The 20,960-nt window shown below is 60.4% G+C and carries 15 protein-coding genes; 9 read left to right on the top strand and 6 right to left on the bottom strand.

Annotation, left to right across the window (positions count from 1 at the left end; genetic code table 11):
* Window positions 1-53 precede the first annotated feature (53 nt).
* The 5 genes from dgcA to EZI54_RS11270 all read right to left on the bottom strand — a co-directional run bounded on the left by dgcA (window position 54) and on the right by EZI54_RS11270 (window position 6,695).
* Window positions 54-2,117 carry a dimethylglycine demethylation protein DgcA gene (gene dgcA, locus EZI54_RS11290; RefSeq protein ID WP_131481992.1) on the bottom strand — a complete coding sequence of 688 codons (2,064 nt, stop codon included), beginning with the start codon at window positions 2,115-2,117 and terminating at the stop codon, window positions 54-56.
* A gap of 128 nt (window positions 2,118-2,245) precedes the next feature.
* Window positions 2,246-2,797: a 4-vinyl reductase gene (locus EZI54_RS11285; protein WP_131481991.1), complete on the bottom strand. Its 552-nt coding sequence runs from the start codon at window positions 2,795-2,797 to the stop codon at window positions 2,246-2,248.
* Window positions 2,798-2,799: 2 nt separating this feature from the next.
* Window positions 2,800-3,777, bottom strand: a complete 978-nt coding sequence (locus EZI54_RS11280) for a dipeptidase (protein WP_131481990.1) — start codon at window positions 3,775-3,777, stop codon at window positions 2,800-2,802.
* A 205-nt stretch (window positions 3,778-3,982) separates the two neighbouring features.
* Window positions 3,983-5,128 (bottom strand): choline metabolism transcriptional regulator GbdR, encoded by a 1,146-nt coding sequence (gene gbdR, locus EZI54_RS11275; RefSeq protein WP_131481989.1) that lies wholly within the window; start codon window positions 5,126-5,128, stop codon window positions 3,983-3,985.
* 439 nt (window positions 5,129-5,567) lie between these two features.
* Window positions 5,568-6,695, bottom strand: a complete 1,128-nt coding sequence (locus tag EZI54_RS11270; RefSeq protein WP_131481988.1) for an FAD-binding oxidoreductase — start codon at window positions 6,693-6,695, stop codon at window positions 5,568-5,570.
* Window positions 6,696-6,984: 289 nt separating this feature from the next.
* Here EZI54_RS11270 and EZI54_RS11265 point away from each other — a divergent pair, with 289 nt between their 5' ends.
* Window positions 6,985-8,256, top strand: a complete 1,272-nt coding sequence (locus tag EZI54_RS11265) for an aromatic ring-hydroxylating oxygenase subunit alpha (protein WP_131481987.1) — start codon at window positions 6,985-6,987, stop codon at window positions 8,254-8,256.
* 572 nt (window positions 8,257-8,828) lie between these two features.
* On the opposite strand, the gene fdhA is transcribed toward EZI54_RS11265, so the two are convergent.
* Window positions 8,829-10,028, bottom strand: coding sequence for a formaldehyde dehydrogenase, glutathione-independent (gene fdhA, locus EZI54_RS11260; protein WP_131481986.1), 1,200 nt, complete (start codon window positions 10,026-10,028; stop codon window positions 8,829-8,831).
* 425 nt (window positions 10,029-10,453) lie between these two features.
* Between fdhA and EZI54_RS11255 the strand changes: the two genes are divergently transcribed.
* The 8 genes from EZI54_RS11255 to purU all read left to right on the top strand — a co-directional run bounded on the left by EZI54_RS11255 (window position 10,454) and on the right by purU (window position 20,922).
* Window positions 10,454-11,488 (top strand): GlxA family transcriptional regulator, encoded by a 1,035-nt coding sequence (locus EZI54_RS11255; protein ID WP_131481985.1) that lies wholly within the window; start codon window positions 10,454-10,456, stop codon window positions 11,486-11,488.
* A gap of 196 nt (window positions 11,489-11,684) precedes the next feature.
* Entirely contained in the window at window positions 11,685-12,947 is a 1,263-nt protein-coding gene (gene glyA / locus EZI54_RS11250; protein ID WP_131481984.1) for a serine hydroxymethyltransferase, read from the top strand.
* An 84-nt stretch (window positions 12,948-13,031) separates the two neighbouring features.
* Complete coding sequence (locus EZI54_RS11245) at window positions 13,032-14,414, top strand: L-serine ammonia-lyase (protein WP_131481983.1); 1,383 nt, start codon at window positions 13,032-13,034, stop codon at window positions 14,412-14,414.
* Window positions 14,415-14,629: 215 nt separating this feature from the next.
* Window positions 14,630-15,883 (top strand): sarcosine oxidase subunit beta family protein, encoded by a 1,254-nt coding sequence (locus EZI54_RS11240; protein WP_131481982.1) that lies wholly within the window; start codon window positions 14,630-14,632, stop codon window positions 15,881-15,883.
* A gap of 13 nt (window positions 15,884-15,896) precedes the next feature.
* Window positions 15,897-16,199, top strand: coding sequence for a sarcosine oxidase subunit delta (locus EZI54_RS11235; RefSeq protein ID WP_131481981.1), 303 nt, complete (start codon window positions 15,897-15,899; stop codon window positions 16,197-16,199).
* 10 nt (window positions 16,200-16,209) lie between these two features.
* A complete protein-coding gene (locus EZI54_RS11230) occupies window positions 16,210-19,230 on the top strand; it encodes a sarcosine oxidase subunit alpha (RefSeq protein ID WP_131481980.1) in 3,021 nt (1,006 codons plus the stop codon).
* Window positions 19,223-19,942 (top strand): sarcosine oxidase subunit gamma, encoded by a 720-nt coding sequence (locus EZI54_RS11225; protein ID WP_131481979.1) that lies wholly within the window; start codon window positions 19,223-19,225, stop codon window positions 19,940-19,942. Before EZI54_RS11230 ends, EZI54_RS11225 begins: the two co-directional genes overlap by 8 nt.
* A gap of 113 nt (window positions 19,943-20,055) precedes the next feature.
* Entirely contained in the window at window positions 20,056-20,922 is an 867-nt protein-coding gene (purU, locus tag EZI54_RS11220) for a formyltetrahydrofolate deformylase (RefSeq protein ID WP_131481978.1), read from the top strand.
* Window positions 20,923-20,960: the final 38 nt, after the last annotated feature.

Raw genomic sequence — 20,960 nt, 5'->3', positions numbered from 1 at the left:
GGATACCTCACTGGATCGAACGTGGGTTAGGGAACCTCCGAATCGGGAGGTTCCTAAAGGTCCTTGCACAGCCGGAGCGCATCATAGATCGCCGCGTGCGTGTTCCGCTGGGAGACGCAATCCCCCAGACGCCACAGGATCATGCCGCTGTCCGCTTCTTTCAGGACCGGCTGCGCCTGGCAGGCGTACAGGGCTTCCACGTCGATCTGCCCCTTGTTGATCGATTCCGATTTCAACGCGTAGTACAACTCTTCGTTGGGCCGCGTTCCGTTCTCGATCACCACCTGGTCCACCACCCGTTCCTCGCGGCTGCCGGTGTACTCGTTCTCCAGGACAGCGATCTTCTTGTCCCCCTCGGCGTAGACTTTCTCCAGAATCAGGTCCGAGCTCATGATCACTTCGTGCTCGTACAGGCTGCGGTAGTAGGTTGGGAACGTGGTGCCCCCGATGCCGACGCCAGGCTTGATGTCATCGGTGACCAGCTCCACCTGGGCGCCTTTCGACGCGAGGTAGTCCGCAGCCGACATGCCCGAGAATTCGCAGATGGTGTCGTAGACCAGCACATTCTTGCCGGGCTCCACCTGTCCGCTGAGGATGTCCCAGGAGGATACCACCAGACCATCGTCGTGTCCCCATTCGGGATTCTGTTCCATAAATGGAATACCGCCGGTCGCCAGGATGCAGATGTCCGGCTGGAAATCACGCACTACCGAAGCGTCCGCGGCGGTGTTGAAGCGCAGGTCCACTCCGAGTCGATCCAGCTCCAGCGCGTACCAGCGGGTGATGCCCGCAATCTGGTCCCGTTGGGGCGCCCTGGCGGCCAGGGTGATCTGGCCACCCAGTTCGCCGGCTTTCTCGACCAGGGTGACATTGTGGCCACGCTCGGCCGCGACGCGTGCCGCTTCCATACCGCCCGGGCCGCCACCGATCACCAGCACCTTGCGAACGGGTCCTTCGGTTTTCTCGATGATGTGGGGCAGTCCCAGGTGTTCACGGGACGTCGCCGCGTTCTGGATACAGAGAACATCGAGGCCCTGGTATTGGCGATCGATGCAATAGTTGGCCCCGACACATTGCCGGATCTGGTCCACCTGGTTCATCTTGATTTTCGCAATCAGGTGCGGATCGGCGATGTGCGCCCGGGTCATGCCAACAAAGTCGACATACCCTTCCTGCAGAATCCGTTCAGCCTGGTTCGGATCCTTGATGTTCTGGGCGTGGATAACCGGCACATCGACCACTTCCTTGATGCCGGCCGCCAGGTGCAGGAACGGCTCCGGCGGAAAGGACATATTGGGAATGACGTTGGCGAGGGTGTTGTGGGTGTCACAGCCGGAACCGACCACCCCGAAGAAATCCAGCAGCCCGGTGTCGTTGTAATACTTCGCGATCTGCTTCATGTCGTCATGGTTCAGACCGTCCGGATGGAACTCGTCCCCACAGATACGCAGGCCCACGGCGAAGTCACGCCCCACCTCTTGCCGCACGGCTTTCAGTACTTCCATGCCGAACCGCATCCGGTTCTCGAAGGTACCGCCCCACTCGTCGGTACGCCGGTTGACCCGGGGTGACCAGAACTGGTCGATCAGGTGCTGGTGCACCGCCGACAGCTCAACACCATCCAGACCACCTTCCTTGGCTCGGCGGGCTGCCTGGGCGAAGTCGCCGATGACCCGCCAGATTTCCTCTTCCTCAATGGTCTTACAGGTGGCGCGATGCACCGGCTCACGGATCCCGGACGGTGACAACAGGTTGGGCCAGTTTTCTCCATCCCAGCGGGAGCGCCGGCCCATGTGGGTAATCTGGATCATGATCTTGCCGCCGTGCTTGTGGACGGCGTCCGCCAGGTTCTGGAAATGGGGGATGATGCGGTCGGTCGACAGGTTCACCGAGCTCCACCAGCTTTGCGGGCTATCGATCGAGACGACGCTGGAGCCACCACAGATGCAGAGGCCACATCCCCCCTTGGCCTTTTCTTCGTAATACTTGACGTAACGATCCGTCGTCATCCCGCCGTCGGTGGCATACACCTCGGCGTGGGCGGTACTGACCACCCGGTTCCTGATCGTCAACTGATTGATCTGCAACGGTCGAAAAAGCGCTTCAAATTGGGACATGGTCTCTCACCTGCTTCCTCCGCGGCGATGCACCCGGGGGCGGCCCCCTTCAACTACGCGTGCGGGCGTCGTCAAAGGTTGTGACCGGGTAACCCCAGGGTGGCACCTTCCGCTTCCGGAACCTCTTTCTAGTTGATGGCCTCGAGGGTCTGCTTGGGCGTTACTTCAAACAGCCCGTACTCAACACCGTCTTCTGCGGCGCTCTGTGTCTGCTTTGCTTCGGTGCGGACGTCGTACCCGAGGTCCTGTGCGATCTGGTCCATGGCGCCGGCAAACCAGCCGGTAAACATGTACTCGATCTTTCGTCCGACCTTGCCGTAGTGGTAGACGAACGCAGAGTGGTCCAGGCGTACCCGGGCTTCACCACGGGCGATGTCGATGTGCTCGATCGTGAAAAGCCCCCAGCCACGCTGGGACAGGCGTTTCATGTAGTGATCGAAGACTGCCCGACCTTCCAGGCAGTGCAGGGCTGCCTCTCTCTCGCACCAGTGCCAGGCGGATTTGTAGCCCGCCTTGTAGAGAATATCGGCATAACGCTCGGGGCCGATTTCCTCTTCGATGGCTTGATGGTTGTTGATGAAGAAATGCCGCGGCACGTACAGCATGGGCAGTGCGTCGGTCGTCCAGACGCCGGTTTCTTCATCGACGTTGATGGGCATTTCGGGAGCGTGCGTCGCCATGGTTATTCCCCCCAGACCTGGTTGAGAACGCGCAGCCAGTTCTCGCCCATGATTTTCCGGGTCACTTCCTCGGAAAAACCATTGCGCAACAGCGCTGCAGTCAGATTCGGAAACTCACCGATAGTGCGGATACCCTCAGGGTTCACGATCTTGCCGAACTCGGTGAGGCTGCGGGCGTAGCCCTTGTCGTGAGTCAACCAGTCGAAGAAGGCCTTGTCCTGGCCCTGGGTAAAGTCCGTGCCGATCCCCACCTGGTCCTCACCGACGATGTCGATGACGTAGGCGATGGCCTCGATGTAGTCGTCGATGGTGGCGTCAGCCCCTCTCTTGAGGAACGGCGTGAACATGGTGACGCCCACAAAACCGCCCCGCTCGGCGATAAACCGGAGCTCGTCATCGGACTTGTTGCGCGGATGCTCCTTGAGGCCGGAGGGCAGGCAGTGGGAATAGCAGACCGGCATTTTCGACTCGAGGATGACCTCCTCGGACGTCTTGCTCCCCACATGGGACAGATCGCACATGATGCCGACGCGGTTCATCTCTGCAACCACTTCCCGGCCGAAGCCGGACAGGCCGCCGTCGCGCTCGTAACAACCGGTACCGATGAGGTTCTGGGTGTTGTAGCACATCTGCACGACACCGACCCCGAGGTCCTTGAAAATCTGGATATAACCCAACTGATCCTCAAAGGCGTGAGCGTTCTGGAACCCCATGATGATGCCGGTCTTGCCCAAATCCTTGGCCTTGCGGATATCGGCCGTGGTACGGACTTTCATGACCAGATCGCTGTTGGCCTCGATCAGCTCGTTTACCGCAACGATGTTGTCGACCGTGGCCTGGAAATCCTCCCAGACGGACACGGTGCAGTTGGCGGCCGTCAGTTGGCCTCTGTGCATATCCTCGAACAGTTCACGGCCCCATTTGGCAATAATGAGACCATCGATAACGATGGAATCCTGGTGCAATTCGGTTGCGTTCATGTTGGCACCCCGGTGACTGGTTAATTGACCATAGATGCAGTGTATCCATGGCCTATGCCGCCAAATTCACTGGAAGCGACAGTGCGAACACCAAAATCGGCAGCCAGGACCTTTACTTGTCGGAGCGCGACGCAAGACGGGAGAATCGCGGCCAACAAAAAAGGGGCCGAAGCCCCTTTTCTGGATCAAGCCAGGATCCGATCGATCAACCGGAAGCGGCCACCGCATCGCCAAACGGCAACGGATCGAACATAAAGCTGACAGCCCCGTACGACGGTTCAGCCTGCGCCAACCGTAAAGCAGCATTGGACGAGCTTGGCAACGCCTCTACCGCCGCCCCCCCGGTGGATTCCAGACGCTTGAAAGACCAGACCGCGGCCCGCTCTTCCTTGGGAGAAACCCCAATGTACTTGCGGTAACAGCGGCTGAAATGGGGCGCCGACACGAAACCACACATGGAAGCGACTTCGATGATCGAGTACGTGGTCTGCTTGAGCAGTTGCCGCGCCCGGTCGAGTCGCAACTTCAGGTAGTAACGTGAGGGAGTACAATTGAAGTGCTTGAGGAAGAGACGCTCCAACTGCCGCCGGGAAATGCCGACGAAGCTGGCGAGTTCCTCAAGCTCGATGGGCTCCTCGATGTTGGCATCCATCAGTTCGGTGACCTCTGCCAGCTTGGGCTGGGCGGTCACCAGCAGCCGCCGCAGGGGGGTGCGCTGGGTTTCGTTATCCGGACGCACCCGGTCACAGACAAACATGTCGCAGATGGCATTGGCCAGGGCCTTGCCATGCTGGCGCGTGATCATGCTGAGCATCATGTCCATCGGCACACTGCCGCCCGTACAGGTCATGCGGTCCCTGTCAAGCGTGTACAGATGGTTCGTGCATTGTACCCGCGGGAAGCGCTCCTGCAGCGAAGCAAGACACTCCCAGTGAGCACTGCAATTGTACCCATCAAGCAAGCCGCCGCTTGCCAGGACATAGGCGCCGGTGCACACCGCACCAAGCAGGACCTTTTTCTGTGCCTGGACCTGGAGCCAGTGCACTTCCTTGGAACCGAAGCTGCGGGTGATATCGACACCCCCAACCACAATGACAATGTCGAACGCCTTTCGTTCTTCAATGGATCCATCCGGAGAGATTGAAATGCCGTCGCTGGCTTTCACCGCTTGGCCATCCCGGGACAGTAGCTGCCATGCATAAAGCTCTTTACTGGTCAACTGGTTAGCCATGCGCAACGGATCAATCGCCGACGCCAGGGCAACCAGAGTGAAGTTGTTGATTAGCAGAAAACCAACCCGGTACGGTTCTTTACCAACTGTTTTCTCTTGAGAAACAGCATTCTCTCTCATCGATTAACCCCTCATTACTGTCATTCTTACGGTCCCTTTGGTCAGCGGGGGCCGAACGGAGCTCGGGTCGACTAACCACTTTTTTCGCCCTGGCGGATCTGCGGATGACGAAGTCACACCTGGGGCGCTCCCTGAATCTCTCGTGCGAGTCATGAGAATGCTGCCGGCGTCCGTATAGCCGCCTGGGCACTCTCAGCCTCGATTCTTGTTAGCAGTTTCTGTTCCAGCTTTCGCCAGTCGTATTGGTACTTATGCGACGATTTGCCGCGCTGGATTAGCGAACATATTACGACCAGCAACGAGCACGCAACAGTTCAAAAGCGTCGCATTGACTGGTATTTATGACCTAAAAGCGACACAGGGGTTGCAGAACCGTCGACAACGCCGACGGCCCGCAAAAGGCAAGAGGGGGCTGGCTAGACCAAGGTCTAACCAACAGCTATCCGTCGATACACAGATCGGACAGCGGAGTACTGCAGCAGGAAAGGATATAGCCCTCACTCAGATCTTCTTCAGTGATACCACCGTTGTGCCGGATATCCACCTCGCCCGAGGTCTTCATCACCTTACAAGTGCCGCAGATTCCAACACCGCAGGCCTTCGGAATATTCAGCCCCAGCCGGCTGGCAGCGGCATGAACGGTTTCGCCGGGCAGCACCTGGATGCTCATGCCGGACGCCTGGAAATCAACGGTGAAGGTATCCGCATCCTTGATTTCCTCGGCCTGCTTGACTGCGAGCTCGGCCTGTTCGAGAGCATCCTGGCTGGCACCTTCGGGTGTGGCTCCGAACGATTCCTCATGGTAGTAATCCATGTCGAACCCGTTCTCGATCAGGAGATTCTTGACCGCTCGCATATAGGGCGTCGGGCCGCAGCAGAAAATTCGCCGCCCCATGAAGTCCGGCGCCACCATTCTCAGTTTGGCCTCGTCCAAAAAGCCCCGGTAGCCATTCCATGCCTGCCCGATCTCGGTGCGCTCGCAGATGATGCTGAGATTTAAATTGGGGACCCGCGAGCACATGTGCTCGAGCTCCCGCCCGAAGATGATGTCCTTGGGCGTACGGGCGCTGTGAATGAACGTAATATCGACATCGGCATTGGTATCGAAGAACCATCGCGCCATCGACATCATGGGCGTGATGCCCACTCCGCCTGAGAGGAGCAGCACCTTTTCGGAGGAGTGATCGATGCAGTTGAAGTTGCCTACCGGCCCGTGGACCGCCAGCTCATCATTTTCCTTGAGATTGTCGTGCAGCCAGTTGGAAACGTAGCCGCCCGGCACCCTCTTCACGGTAATGGAGAAGCTGTAAGGCACAGAGGGCGAACTTGAGATCGTGTAGGAACGCATGACTTGTTCACCCTCAATGTCCAACTCAAGGGTGACGAACTGTCCCGGCTTAAAGAAGAACATGATGGACTGCTCAGCGTTAAAGCAGAACGTCTTCACGTCCCATGTTTCCTGGATAACCCGGACACATCGGACCAGGTGACGGCCATTCGCCCACACCCGGGTGTTGAGCGCGTGGAACTGGGTAGAGGGATCAGTGGCTTCGGTAACACTGGTCATGGATCGTATCTCCAACATCGATGAATGGCACCCGTGGTTGGCTGCAAATTCATTTTGGGGAAATCCGGGCCCCTCAGGTTAGCCATTTACGACATGAACTTGATCAACTTCTCCAACCTCTGCCCCGCCCCTCCCCTCCGCCCCGTGACGGAGTCGAATAAATAGCGGACGATGTCGTAAACGGACAACTGACGTAGACACCTCCATTCGAGAATGGACTACCGACATTCCCGCGCCGGGGGCATACCACGGCACGTGCTGAGTTCCACCAGATTGAGGAAACACCGCAATGACCGAACACGACCTGCTCAACATGAAGTACAGCAATATCGAGGATGCCCGGCGGGATATGGATCATACGCTGAATGAACGCTCCCGTCAGCTTTCCCTGCCCCAAGCGCTTTATAACGACCCCTTCCTCTTCCGCATTGACATGGAAGAAGTCTTCATGAAGGAATGGCTATTCGTAGGCATGACGTGCGAGGTCCCCAAACCCGGCGCGTACATGACCGTCGAGATCGGCCAGAATCCGGTGTTGATCGTCCGGGACCGGGACAATCAGGTGCGGGCCTTCCATAACGTCTGCCGCCACCGGGGATCGCGCGTCTGTACCGCGAATAAAGGGCTGGTTGCCAACCTCACCTGCCCCTACCACCAGTGGACCTACGACCTGAAAGGCAACCTGCTCTATGCCGGCACGGAAATGGGCGACAACTTCGACAAGAGCGAATTCGGCCTGAAACCGGCTCATTGCGAGACTGCCGGTGGGTTTATCTATGTCTGCCTCGCCGAAGGCGAGCCCCCCGAGATCGACGACTACCTGACGGCACTGGATTCCTACATGGATCCCTACGACATGGAAAACGCCAAGGTGGCCGCCGAGTCGACACTCGAAGAGAATGCCAACTGGAAGCTGGTCATCGAGAACAACCGGGAATGCTATCACTGCTCCGGCTCCCATCCCGAGTTACTGCGGACGCTACTGGAGTGGGACGATACCACCGACCCCCGGGCAACCCCCGAGTTCAAGGAGTATTACGCACGCCAGGCCGCAGAATGGGACCGCGAGGGTATCCCCCACAAGCATGTTGAGTTCGGCCTGCAGAACCGGATCGTCCGGATGCCGTTAAAGGAAGGCACGGCGGTCATGACCATGGATGGCAAGCCAGCCTGTAGCAAGAAGCTGGGACGCATCCAGAACCAGAACCTGGGCTCAATGCGGATTCTCCACCTCCCCAACTCCTGGAACCACATGCAGAGCGATCACGTGATCGTGTTCATGGTGCAACCGGTATCGGCGCAGAAGACTCTGGTGACGACCAAATGGCTGGTTCACAAGGATGCCGTCGAGGGTGTGGACTATGACGTCAGCCGCCTGCGCTATGTCTGGGACCAGACCAACAAGCAGGACCGGGAACTGGCCGAACAGAACCAGCGGGGCATCAACTCCACCGCCTATCAGCCCGGGCCCTACTCCGAAACCTATGAGTTCGGGGTCATCAATTTCCTGGACTGGTATGCCGAGACTGTCCTGAAGAACCTGACTCGCCACAACCTCTAAATACTCCGATCACAAGCGCGCCGGCGGCGACAGTCCCGGCGCGCATCAGTCCTGACGCCGGAGTGGAGCAACAGCCCCGCGCCCGGAGAACGACCCCACCCAGCAGATCAACCGAACTCTCCGCTTGCGGCGATGAGATTCACCCCTGTCTTCCTATCGGCCAGGCGCTGATCGACACGCTCCACCGTAGCGTTGCAGCTCTACATCACATCAAGCATGGTTCGCTCCGATTACCCGTAGGGCGAGCTTTGAAGACTGCATCGGCTGCGATGCGATTCCTGACCGGATACCGCCCAGACCATTCCCGGCGAGCCACGCCTTGCGGCTACACTTTCCAGAACATGCGGAGTTGATCAGAGGCACCCTGGTTCCATATCCGCTGCCGGAGCAACGAAGGGCGTCCGCTGAATCGGTACAAGGGACTGCGATTGGAAAGTCATTTCCCTCTGCCCGTTGCGCACGCGACAGAACAGGTCATGGTTCTTTTTTTTGGGGGGGGGGAGTATCGGATACATCATCGGCTCCCATGCTGACGCATGGGAGCCGATGAATGAGCACTGGTTGGGACTTAATCAGGCCGCAACTGAAGCGTGCGGATCAATGACAAACTTCTTGGCGGCGCCGCCGTCGAAGTCTGCATAGCCCTTGGGCGCCTGGTCGAGGCTGATCATCTGCACATTGACGGCGTCGGCAATGGCAACGCGCTCGAACAGGATGGCCTGCATCAACTGACGATGGTATTGCATGACCGGGCACTGGCCTGTGTGGAAGGAGTGGGACTTCGCCCAGCCAAGGCCGAAGCGCATGCTAAGCGAACCCTTCTGGGCCGCCGCTTCCGCCGCGCCGGGATCTTCCGTCACGTACAGGCCGGGAATGCCGATTTCACCGCCGGCCCGGGTGACCTGCATGGCGGAGTTCAGCACGGTGGCAGGCTGTTCATGGTGGTGGTCATGGCCACAAGCGTGCGCCTCAAAGCCCACACAATCCACGAAGCAGTCCACTTCCGGCTCACCCAGGATCGCTTCAAGCAGTTCCGGCAGCTCGGCATCCTGCTTCAGGTCGATGGTTTCGCAGCCAAAGCTGCGGGCCTGTTGCAGCCGCTCGTCGATCATGTCGCCCACGATCACGCAGGCGGCACCCAGCAGGCGGGCGCTGGCAGCTGCCGCGAGGCCGACCGGCCCGGCGCCAGCAATATAGACGGTAGAACCCGGCCCAACGCCGGCGGTCACGCAGCCATGGAAACCGGTGGGGAAGATATCCGACAGCAGCGTCAGGTCCTTGATCTTCTCCATCGCCTGGTCGGGATCCGGGAACTTGAGCAGGTTGAAGTCGGCATAAGGCACCATGACATACTCGGCCTGGCCACCAACCCAGCCGCCCATATCGACATAACCATAGGCGGCGCCGGGGCGTGCCGGATTGACGTTCAGGCAGATGCCGGTCTTGCCTTCCTTGCAGTTGCGGCAGCGGCCACAGGCAATGTTGAACGGTACGGAGACGATATCCCCCTCACGGAGGAACTCCACATCCCGGCCGCACTCGATGATCTGGCCGGTGATTTCGTGGCCGAGCACCAAGCCCTGGGGTGCGGTCGTTCGGCCGCGAACCATGTGCTGGTCAGAACCACAGATATTGGTGGTCAGTACCTTGAGGATGACGCCGTGATCGCAGCGGCGGTTGCCGAGAGCAAGCTGCGGAAAGGCAATGGATTCAACGGAAACATGGCCGGGGCCCTGATAGACGACGCCACGGTTGGATGCATTACTGGTCATTGTATCTTCCTTCTTTAGTGGGGCTTTGTAGTGGAAGGGTGCCTTTCCTACTCTAGTTACCCTTTCAAAGAGCACATGCCTGGATACGACACATTCTTTCGCGCATTGGACATGGTGTGACCAGCCAGCTTTCTATAACCATATCGCCTCTGATGATTGTGCAACACGCCAGGATCCCCGAGTACAAGCGCCGCTTTCCCAACCGCCACAATCGTTTCAGGGAGATGTCAGAGGAGCCCATTCCAAGGTATTTTGCCGTCGGTGCCGGCCGACGGTTCCGGCCATTTCCCGCGGATTCCCGGAAATGGACCGTTGTCCGCCGGCGCTGTGCTATATTAATATCTTACTGATTAGCCAATAAAAATACGGTACACGCAACCTTCTTACGCGGCCGGCCCGGGCCCGGCGTCATACTGGAAACGACCATGGTGCAAGACCACTCCGTTGATACCCCGGCGCCCTTATCTCCCTGGGCCACCGGGATCGAAAAGCCGCTACGCATCGCCTTCATCCTGCGGGAACACTTCTCCATGGTCGCGTTTACGGCGGCAGTCGATACCCTCGTCACTACCAATCTGGTGACGCCCGATCCGGTGTTTGAGCACTTAACGGTCGGGGTGTCTTCTGGCACCGTTCTCAGTGATCTGGGCATTGAAGTCTCAACCAGTACGACGCTGGAAAATCTCAGGCTCGATTCGGGCCGGATCGACATGCTGGTCGTCTGCGGTGGCTATCGAAGCCCGCTTGAAGTCGCGCCCCGACTTCTGCACACCCTGAAGACGGCAGAGCATCAGGGTATCCGAATCGCCGGTTTATGGAACGGTGGCATTGCGATGGCTCAAGCCGGTCTGCTGAACGGCCGGGAATGCGCGTTGCATCCGGACAACCATGCTTACGTGAAGGAGCATTTCCCGACCATCAGCGTATCGACCAATGCGTATGTGATCGACGGCGCCTACGCCACCTGCGCCGGCCCGGTCAGTACGCTGGAAATGATGCTGAAACTGATCGGCCAGATGCTGCATAACGCCCACATCGTCCGTGCCGTCCGGGAGATTCTGAGCTGCGACCAGGTGGCTGAGCAGGTCGGCCCGATGCCATTGAACGTGGGCGATGATCCAACCTTCCCCCCGGCGCTGCAAACGCTGTTGGCCCTGATGCGCGCCAACATCGAGGAACCCCTGTCCCTGGCCGAACTGGCCGAGTGCGCCGATATCTCGAGGCGCCAGATGGAACGCCTGTTCCAGACTCACCTGGACACCTCACCATCACGCCATTACCTGGAGCTCAGACTGGTCCACGCCCGCCGTCTGCTGCTGCAGACCAACAAGACGATCCTCGACATCGCCCTGGCAAGCGGGTTCGTCAGCAGCAGCCATTTCAGCAACTGCTTCCGGGATTACTACGGCATGGCGCCCACGGCCGCACGCCATGATCGTGACAGGGACGACACCCACTGAACCCGGCCCGCTCGCTCAACCCGCTATTGCCGCGACTTCCCTTCGCATCCTACCCATTATTCTGGCTGTCCTGTCGCAAATCCTTGTCTCCGTGTCGTGCTAGAGCAGATCGGTCCGCTGGCAAAGGCATACTATTTTTATATCACCTCACGCCTGGCTCTTCAGGTGCCTACTCACACAATAGGATTCAGGACGCATGTTCGATAAAAGCCAATCTATTGACGTTTATGACCCCACCCTCTGGGCCGCCATGCAGGACGAAGCCGCTCGTCAGGAAGACCACCTGGAACTGATCGCTTCGGAAAACTACACCAGCCCGCTGGTGATGCAGGCGCAAGGGTCCTGCCTGACCAACAAGTACGCCGAAGGGTATCCGGCCAAGCGCTACTACGGGGGTTGCGAGCATGTCGATCGCGTGGAGCAACTCGCCATCGATCGCGCCAAGGCCCTGTTCGGCGCCGATTACGCCAACGTCCAGCCGCACTCCGGATCCCAGGCCAATGCCGCTGTATACATGGCACTGCTGAATGCCGGCGATACCGTCCTCGGCATGAGTCTGGCGCATGGCGGACACCTGACCCATGGCGCCCACGTCAGCTTCTCCGGCAAGCTGTACAACGCGGTCCAGTACGGCCTCGACGAAGCCACCGGTGAAATCGATTACGACCAGGTTGAGGCACTGGCCAAGGAACATCAGCCGCGCATGATCGTTGCCGGTTTTTCGGCGTACTCACGGGTGGTCGACTGGGCCCGGTTCCGCGAGATCGCCGATCAGGTCGGCGCCTATCTGATGGTCGACATGGCGCACGTGGCCGGTCTGGTCGCCACGGGCTTCTACCCCAACCCGCTGCCCCATGCCCATGTGGTTACCACCACAACCCACAAAACCCTGAGAGGTCCCCGCGGCGGCCTGATTCTCAGCAAGGGCCAGCCTGAGCTGGAGAAAAAGTTCAACTCTGCAGTGTTCCCGGCCGGCCAGGGCGGGCCGCTGATGCACGTTATCGCTGCGAAAGCCGTCGCTTTCAAGGAAGCCTCCGAGCCGCAGTTCCACGCCTATCAGCAACAGGTGGTCATCAACGCCCGGGCCATGGCCGAGGTCTTTATTGAACGGGGCTATGACGTGGTGTCCGGCGGTACGGATAACCATCTGTTCCTGCTGAGTCTCGTCAAGCAGGGACTCACCGGCAAGGCGGCCGATGCCGCGCTGGGCGAAGCTCACATCACCGTCAACAAGAACGCGGTGCCCAACGATCCCGAATCGCCGTTTGTCACCTCGGGGCTGCGCATCGGGTCGCCCGTGGTCACCACCCGCGGTCTGGGCGAGTCGGACTGCCGCTCCCTGGCCGGCTGGATTGCCGACATCCTGGATGCCATGCAGCAGGGTGACGCGGCAGCCACCATTGGCGAAGTACGCGAGAAAGTCAGCCAGCTGTGCCGGGATTTCCCGGCCTACGGCTGATTCGGCGGATAAGCAAACGGCCGCCCTTATCGGTCTAACCTGATAGGGGCGGTGAATGCTCACAAATTTAAGAAGGACGTTGCCATGGCTATCAGTCTTTTCGATATGTTGAAGATCGGCATTGGTCCGTCCAGTTCCCACACTGTCGGCCCGATGGCCGCCGCAAGGCGCTACGTCCGGGGCCTCAGGAAGAATGGCCGGCTCACCGATGTCGCCCGTGTCGATATCCAGCTTTATGGCTCGCTCGGCGCCACCGGCAAAGGTCACGGTACCGGACCCGCCGTCCTGATGGGACTGGAAGGTCACCGTCCGGATCGGATCGATCCCGAAATGCTTCCTCCCCGGGTGGAAGCCATTCGCAATGAGGGGCGGCTCTGCCTGAACGGCGAGCACAGCATCTCGTTCAACGAAGCCGAGGACCTGACCTACCACCGCAAGGAGACGCTGCCCTATCACCCCAACGGCATGAAATTCACGGCTTTTGACGACACCGGTGCCGTGATCCGCGAGCGCACCTACTATTCGGTGGGTGGTGGATTCGTCGTGGATGAAAAAGCCGCCGGGGCCGACCGCATCGTCGAGGACAAAACGCCCCTGCCATACCGGTTCAAGAGCGGTGCCGAGCTTCTGCAGCAATGCGATACCCACAATCTCTCCATCGCCGAAGTCATGATGGCCAACGAGCAGGTCTGGCGATCCGAGTCAGAGATCCGCGAGGGAATCCTGCATATCTGGCAGGTCATGCAGGAATGCGTTCAAAACGGTATCCGCAACGAAGGCATCCTTCCTGGCGGCCTGAAAGTAAAACGCCGGGCGGCCTCGCTGTATGCCCTACTGATGGCGGCGGACCGAAAAGACCTCATCTCCCCGTCATTGAGCGCCATGGACTGGGTCAACCTGTACGCGCTGGCGGTCAATGAGGAAAACGCCGCCGGCGGGCGGATGGTCACGGCCCCGACCAACGGCGCTGCCGGCATTATTCCGGCGGTACTGCACTACTACTGGAACTGGTGTCCGGAAGCCGACGAGGAAGGCGTTATCCGCTTCCTGCTGACCGCCGCCGCCATCGGCATCCTGTTCAAGGAGAACGCCTCAATCTCCGGCGCGGAGGTGGGCTGCCAGGGCGAAGTGGGCTCGGCCTGCGCCATGGCGGCAGCCGGACTGGCCGCTGCGACGGGCGGCTCGCCACGTCAGGTTGAGAACGCCGCCGAAATTGGCATGGAGCACCACCTGGGGCTGACCTGCGATCCCATCGGGGGACTCGTCCAGGTGCCTTGCATTGAACGTAACGCCGTCGGCGCCGTCAAGGCCATCAATGCGGCCGTGATGGCGTTGCGCGGGAACGGCGAGCACTTCGTCTCGCTCGACAAGGTGATCCGCACCATGCGCGATACCGGCCGCGACATGCTCGACAAGTACAAGGAAACGTCCCGCGGTGGACTCGCCGTCAACGTGATCGAATGCTGACGCGCCCGTCTGCCAGGCATCCGCGACCGCCCCCGGAAAGCGACGGAGACTGTCGCAAATTCTAACGGGCGTGTCGCGGTCAAGCAGACGGGCTGACGGACGCAAACATACTATCTCTACATGTCAGCGCCATCGCGGGCGATCCGCCCAGAGAACCGGCGCTGGCCCCAAACAACCGAGCCAGACTTGACCACCGTCTTTATTAGGAGCCAGTCATGCAGAAATATTCCGGATTCGGGCTGCTGAAACACGCCCTGACCTATCACGAAAACTGGCAACGTGTCTGGCGTAACCCGAAGCCCAAACGGAAGTACGACGTCATTATCGTTGGTGGTGGTGGTCATGGTCTGGCAACCGCGTACTACCTGGCCAAAGAGCATGGCATCACCAACGTGGCCGTGGTCGAGAAAGGCTACCTGGGCGGCGGTAACACCGCCCGTAACACCACGATCGTACGTTCAAACTACCTGTGGGACGAGGCCGCCCTGCTCTACGAGCACGCCATGAAGCTCTGGGAAGGACTTTCCCAGGATCTCAACTACAACCTGATGTTCTCCCAGCGCGGCGTGCTGAACCTGGGCCACACCCTGCAGGATATGCGCGACATTCAGCGCCGGGTCAACGCCAATCGCCTCAACGGCATCGACAGTGTGGCGCTGGACACCCAGGGCGTGCAGGAAATCGTACCCATCATGGACTGCTCCGCGAACCGTCGTTACCCCGTTCTCGGGGCGTCCTGGCAGCCGCGCGCCGGTGTCGCCCGGCATGACGCCGTGGCCTGGGGCTTTGCCCGCGCCGCCGACGCCATGGGCGTGGATCTGATCCAACAGTGTGAAGTCACTGACATCATCACCGAGGACGGCGCCGCCGTCGGTGTCGAAACCAAGCAGCATGGCGTACTTCGCGGCGACCGCATCGGCTGTGTCGTGGCCGGCAACTCCGGCGTGCTGGCCAAGATGGCCGGTTTCGAGCTGCCGGTGGAGTCGCATCCCCTGCAGGCACTCGTCTCGGAGCCGATCCGTCCGATCCTGGATACCGTGGTTATGTCGAATCACGTACACGGCTACATCTCCCAGTCCGACAAGGGCGACCTGGTTATCGGTGCCGGTATCGACGGCTACAACGGCTACGGCCAGCGCGGCTCCTATCCCACGATCGAGCACACGCTCCAGGCCATCGTGGAAATGTTCCCGATCTTCAGCCGGGTCCGGATGAATCGCCAGTGGGGCGGCATCGTGGATACCTGCCCGGATGCGTGCCCGATCATTTCCGACACACCGGTCGACAACCTTTTCTTCAACTGCGGATGGGGTACCGGTGGCTTCAAGGCAACACCCGGCTCAGGCCATGTCTTTGCCGCCACCCTGGCCAAGGGCAAGGCCCACGAACTGGCCAAACCCTTCTCCATGTTCCGCTTCCACAACGGCGCACTGATCGACGAACACGGCGCTGCGGGCGTCGCCCACTAACGGAGGACATTCCATGTTTTATATTTACTGTCCCTACTGCGGCGAGCACCGGGAAGAAGAGGAATTTCATGCCAAGGGCCAGGCCCATCTGGCACGCCCGAAGGATCCGGATGCCTGTAGCGACGAGGAATGGGGGAACTTCCTCTACTTCCGCCCGAATCCCCGCGGCCTGTATCACGAGCTCTGGGTCCATGCGATAGGCTGTCGCAAGTTCTTCAACATCGCGCGCGATACCCAGACCTACGAAATCCTGGAAACCTATCGGATTGGCGAATCACCGAAACTGTCCCAATCCACCGATCAACAGCAGTCCTGAGAGGCGAACCATGACACAATCCAACCGTCTCCCGCGCGGCGGCCGTATCGACCGCAGCCGTCCGCTGACATTCAAGTTCAATGGGCAAACCTATCAGGGCTTCGCTGGCGACTCCCTGGCCTCGGCACTGCTCGCCAACGGGGTCGATGTGATCGGCCGCAGCTTCAAGTACAGCCGTCCGCGCGGCATCATCGCGGCCGGAGCGGAAGAGCCGAACGCCGTCTTCCAGCTCGGTGCCACCGAAGCCACCCAGACACCCAACGTCCGGGCAACGCAGCAGGAACTGTTCGACGGACTGGTCAGCCAGCCGACCAGCGGCTGGCCCAACCTCAACTTCGACTTCATGGGCCTGATGGGAACCATTCTTGGACGGATGCTACCGCCCGGGTTCTACTACAAGACCTTCATGTTCCCCCAGGCGGCCTGGGACACGTACGAGAAGTACATCCGCAAAGCCGCCGGACTGGGTCGTTCGCCCCGCGAGCCGGACGTCGATATCTACGACCACCTGAACCAGCACACCGACGTCCTGATCGTCGGTGCCGGCCCGGCCGGTCTTGCTGCGGCGCTTTCCGCGGCACGCTCGGGTGCCCGTGTCATTCTCGCCGACGAGCAGGCTGAAATGGGTGGATCGCTGCTGGACGGCGGCTATACCCTGGACGGCCAGCCGGCGGCAGAATGGCTGAAGGCGACACTCGACGAGTTGGCACGCTATGACAACGTCCTGCTGCTGCCCCGCTCGACCGTCAATGGCTATCACGACCATAACTTCCTGACGATCCATGAACGGCGCACAGACCACATCGGCGATCGCGCACCTGCCAACCATTCGCGCCAGCGTCTGCATCGGGTTCGTGCCAAGTGGGTCGTCCTGGCCACCGGCGCCCACGAGCGTCCGCTGGTGTATGGCAACAACGATCTTCCGGGCTGCATGCTCGCCTCGGCTGTATCGACCTATATCAACCGCTACGCGGTCGTTCCGGGCAATCGCCTGGTGCTGATGACCACCAACGACAATGCCTACCGTACTGCCTTCGACTGGCAGGATGCGGGGCGTGAGGTCGTGGCGATCGTCGATACCCGCCAGGGCGCCGCCGGTGCCTGGCAGGAGGAAGCACGCCGCCGGGGTATCAAGGTGTTGACCGGCCATGCGGTGATTGAAGCGCGGGGACGCAAGCGGGTGCAGGGTGCCGTGGTCAGCGGGCTTAGCCCCGACGGCAGTCAGGCCCTCGGCAGCGACCAGGTCCTGGTTTGCGATACGCTCGCGACGTCCGGCGGCTGGAGTCCGGCCGTCCACCTGTCCTGCCACACCGGCAGCCGTCCGATCTGGGACGACGAAGTGATTGGCTTCGTGCCGGGCAAAACCGTTCAGAAACAGCTTGCGGCCGGTGCCGTGGCTGGCCGATTCGGCCTCAACGAGTGTCTCGAGGAAGGCGCCAGCCTGGGCGCCCTGGCGGCCACCAATGCTGGCTTTACAGCCGAACCGGCAGCCGTGCCCACCGCCGAGTGCCGCCCGGAAACACGCCCCATGGCCCTGTTCTGTGTGCCGCACCACAAGCGCAACAGTCGTGCCCCCAAGCAGTTCGTTGATTTCCAGACAGACGTGACCGCTGCCGCGATCGAACTGGCCACCCGGGAGGGCTTCGAGTCGATCGAGCACGTCAAGCGTTACACCGCCATGGGTTTCGGTACGGACCAGGGCAAGCTTGGCAACATCAACGGCATGGCCATTGCCGCCAAGTCGCTGAACCAGACCATTTCGGAAACCGGCACGACGATTTTCCGTCCGAATTACACGCCGGTGACGTTCGGTGCCATAGCCGGTCGCCACTGCAACGACCTGTTCGACCCGATGCGCTACACCGCCATGCACGAGTGGCACGTGAAACACGGCGCCAAGTTCGAGGACGTGGGCCAGTGGAAGCGCCCCTGGTACTACCCGAAGCCGGGTGAAACCATGCAGCAGGCCCTGAACCGGGAATGCCTGGCCACCCGCGACAGCGTCGGTATCCTTGATGCGTCGACACTGGGCAAGATCGATATCCAGGGCAAAGACGCCCGGGAGTTCCTCGGCCGGGTGTACACCAATGCCTGGGCCAAGCTACCGGTCGGCAAATGCCGTTACGGTCTCATGTGCCGCGAGGACGGCATGGTGTTCGACGACGGTGTCACCTCCTGCCTGGGCGAAAACCACTTCCTGATGACCACGACGACGGGCGGTGCGGCCGGCGTCCTGGAGTGGCTGGAGCTCTACCACCAGACCGAATGGCCGGAACTGGAAGTCTACATGAACACCGTGACCGATCACTGGGCCACCATGACCATCGCAGGGCCGAACGCGCGCAAGCTGCTCTCGGAGCTGACCGATGACATCGATCTCGACCGGGACACGTTCAAGTTCATGGACTGGCGCCAGGGCACGGTAGCCGGGGTTCCGGCCCGGGTCTTCCGTATCTCCTTCACCGGCGAACTGTCCTATGAGATCAACGTCCAGGCCCATTACGGTCTGCACGTCTGGGAAAAGCTGTTCGAGCACGGTGCCAAGTATGACCTGACCCCCTACGGCACCGAGACCATGCACATCCTGCGTGCCGAAAAAGGCTTCATCATTGCCGGCCAGGATACGGACGGCTCGGTGCATCCTTACGACCTCGGCATGAGCTGGGCCGTCAAGGAAGACAAACCGTTCAGCTTCATCGGCAAACGGGGTATGAAGCGGGAAGACTGTGTGCGGACCGATCGCAAGCAACTGGTCGGCCTGAAGACCCTCGACCCGGGCATCGTCCTGCCGGAGGGGGCCCAGGCGGTCGACGACCCGAACCAGCCCAAGCCGATGAAAATGCTGGGACACATCACCTCCAGCTACTACAGCGCCAACCTGGAGCGCTCAATCGCCATGGGACTGATCCGCAACGGCCACAACCGTGAAGGCGATATCGTCTACTACCCACTGGAGAACGGCCGCGTCGTCGAGGCGGAGATCTGCGGCACTATCTTCCTGGACCCGAAAGGAGAGCGTCAAAATGTCTGATGTCACCAACACGGCAGTCGACAGCACAGCAACACCGGGCGTGGCCTTGATGGATCAGCAACCGGATGACTCGGTACCGGCACGGAGCCCGCTCCATCACGTGGCCCAGGCCCAAACCGGCGAAGTCTCGGCGAATGCGCGTGTATCCATCTGGGAAGAACCCCTGAAAACGCACCTGATCCTCCGTGGCGACGCTGCTGCAGCCGGCTTCCGGGAGGGCGTGCAGGCCGCGACCGGGCTGGACCTGCCGGAGCCTCTGCAGAGCCAGTCGAAGGGGGATTGGTCCCTGAGCTGGATCACGCCGGATGAGTGGCTGCTGGTGGGACCGGGGGACCAGGCGTTCACGATGGAAAGCCGGCTTCGGGAACAGCTGGAGGGGCACTATGCCGTCGTCAATGTCGGCGGCGGGCAGTCCATCGTTCGCCTGTCAGGTACCGAAGCCCGATCCGTCCTGATGAAAAGCTGTCCCTATGACGTACACGACCGTCATTTCCCGGTCGGTAAAGTCGTCACAACCGTGCTGGGCAAGACGCAGGCGACATTGCGACGGCTCGGCGACAACGACTGGGAAATCGTCGTCCGACGCAGCTTCGCCGACTATATCTGGCGTTGGCTGCTGGATGCCGCCTCTGAGCATGGGGTGCACACCGGGCCTCTGCTGAGCGCCGTAAAAGGCCAGGCCAGCCATAAAACCGATACCAGTACGGTCTAGGCTGTGTACCGACGAATCCCGCCCGGCGTCTGCGCCATCAGGGCAGACGCCGGGCGGGGATCCGTCAAGCCCAATCGTAATCTGTTGAGGGAAATCGGGAGGGTATCGACATCATGACTGCACACGAAGATCTCTGGATACTCACCGCCCAGTGCCCCAGCCGCCTGGGCACCGTTGACGTGGTGACCCGAAGCCTGGCGGAAACGGAAAACTATGTCTTTGCAATGAACTCCTTTGACGATCGCGCGACGGAAAGCTTCAGCATTCGTGTTGAGCTTCGTCCGCTGGGGGGTCAACAGTCGATCGAGCGCTTTTGCGCGATCTTCGAGGAGCGCGCCGCCGCGTTCGATATGCAGTGGGAGTTAAAGGCCCCGGATCATCGTCCGCGTGTTGCCATCCTGGTGTCAAAGTACGATCACTGCCTCAACGACCTGCTCTATCGCTACCGCAAGGGTGAACTGGCGATGGATATCCCGCTGATCATCTCCAACCACCCGGACCTCAAGCCTCTGGCGGACTGGCACGGTATCCCCTATTTCCACCTCCCCATTACGCCCGAGACGAAACCGCAGCAGGAAGCCGAGCTCTGGCAACTGATCCAGGATCACGACTGCGAACTGGTCGTACTTGCCCGCTACATGCAGGTACTGTCCCCCGATCTCGCCGCCAAACTGGACGGCCGCGCCATCAACATCCACCACTCGCTGCTGCCGGGGTTCAAAGGCGCCAAGCCGTATCACCAGGCCTGGGATAAAGGGGTAAAACTGGTGGGGGCAACCGCCCATTACGTCAACAACGACCTGGATGAAGGCCCTATCATCACCCAGGGCGTGCAGTCCGTGGATCACAGCCACTATCCGGAGGATCTGGTAGCCAGGGGGCAGGACATCGAAAGCCAGACGCTTGCCAGGGCCGTGCGCTACCACATTGAAAAGCGGGTGTTCCTGCACGACAACCGCACTGTCGTCTTTCCGGATTAGGGTGCCCTAGGGCCGGAAGTTTGGGTGACCGACGGCGC

Source organism: Marinobacter halodurans, from assembly GCF_004327985.1.
GTDB classification, from domain to species: domain Bacteria; phylum Pseudomonadota; class Gammaproteobacteria; order Pseudomonadales; family Oleiphilaceae; genus Marinobacter_A; species Marinobacter_A halodurans.
The sequence above is the reverse complement of the archived record's forward strand: the minus strand, read 5'-3'. Positions and strand labels throughout refer to the sequence as shown.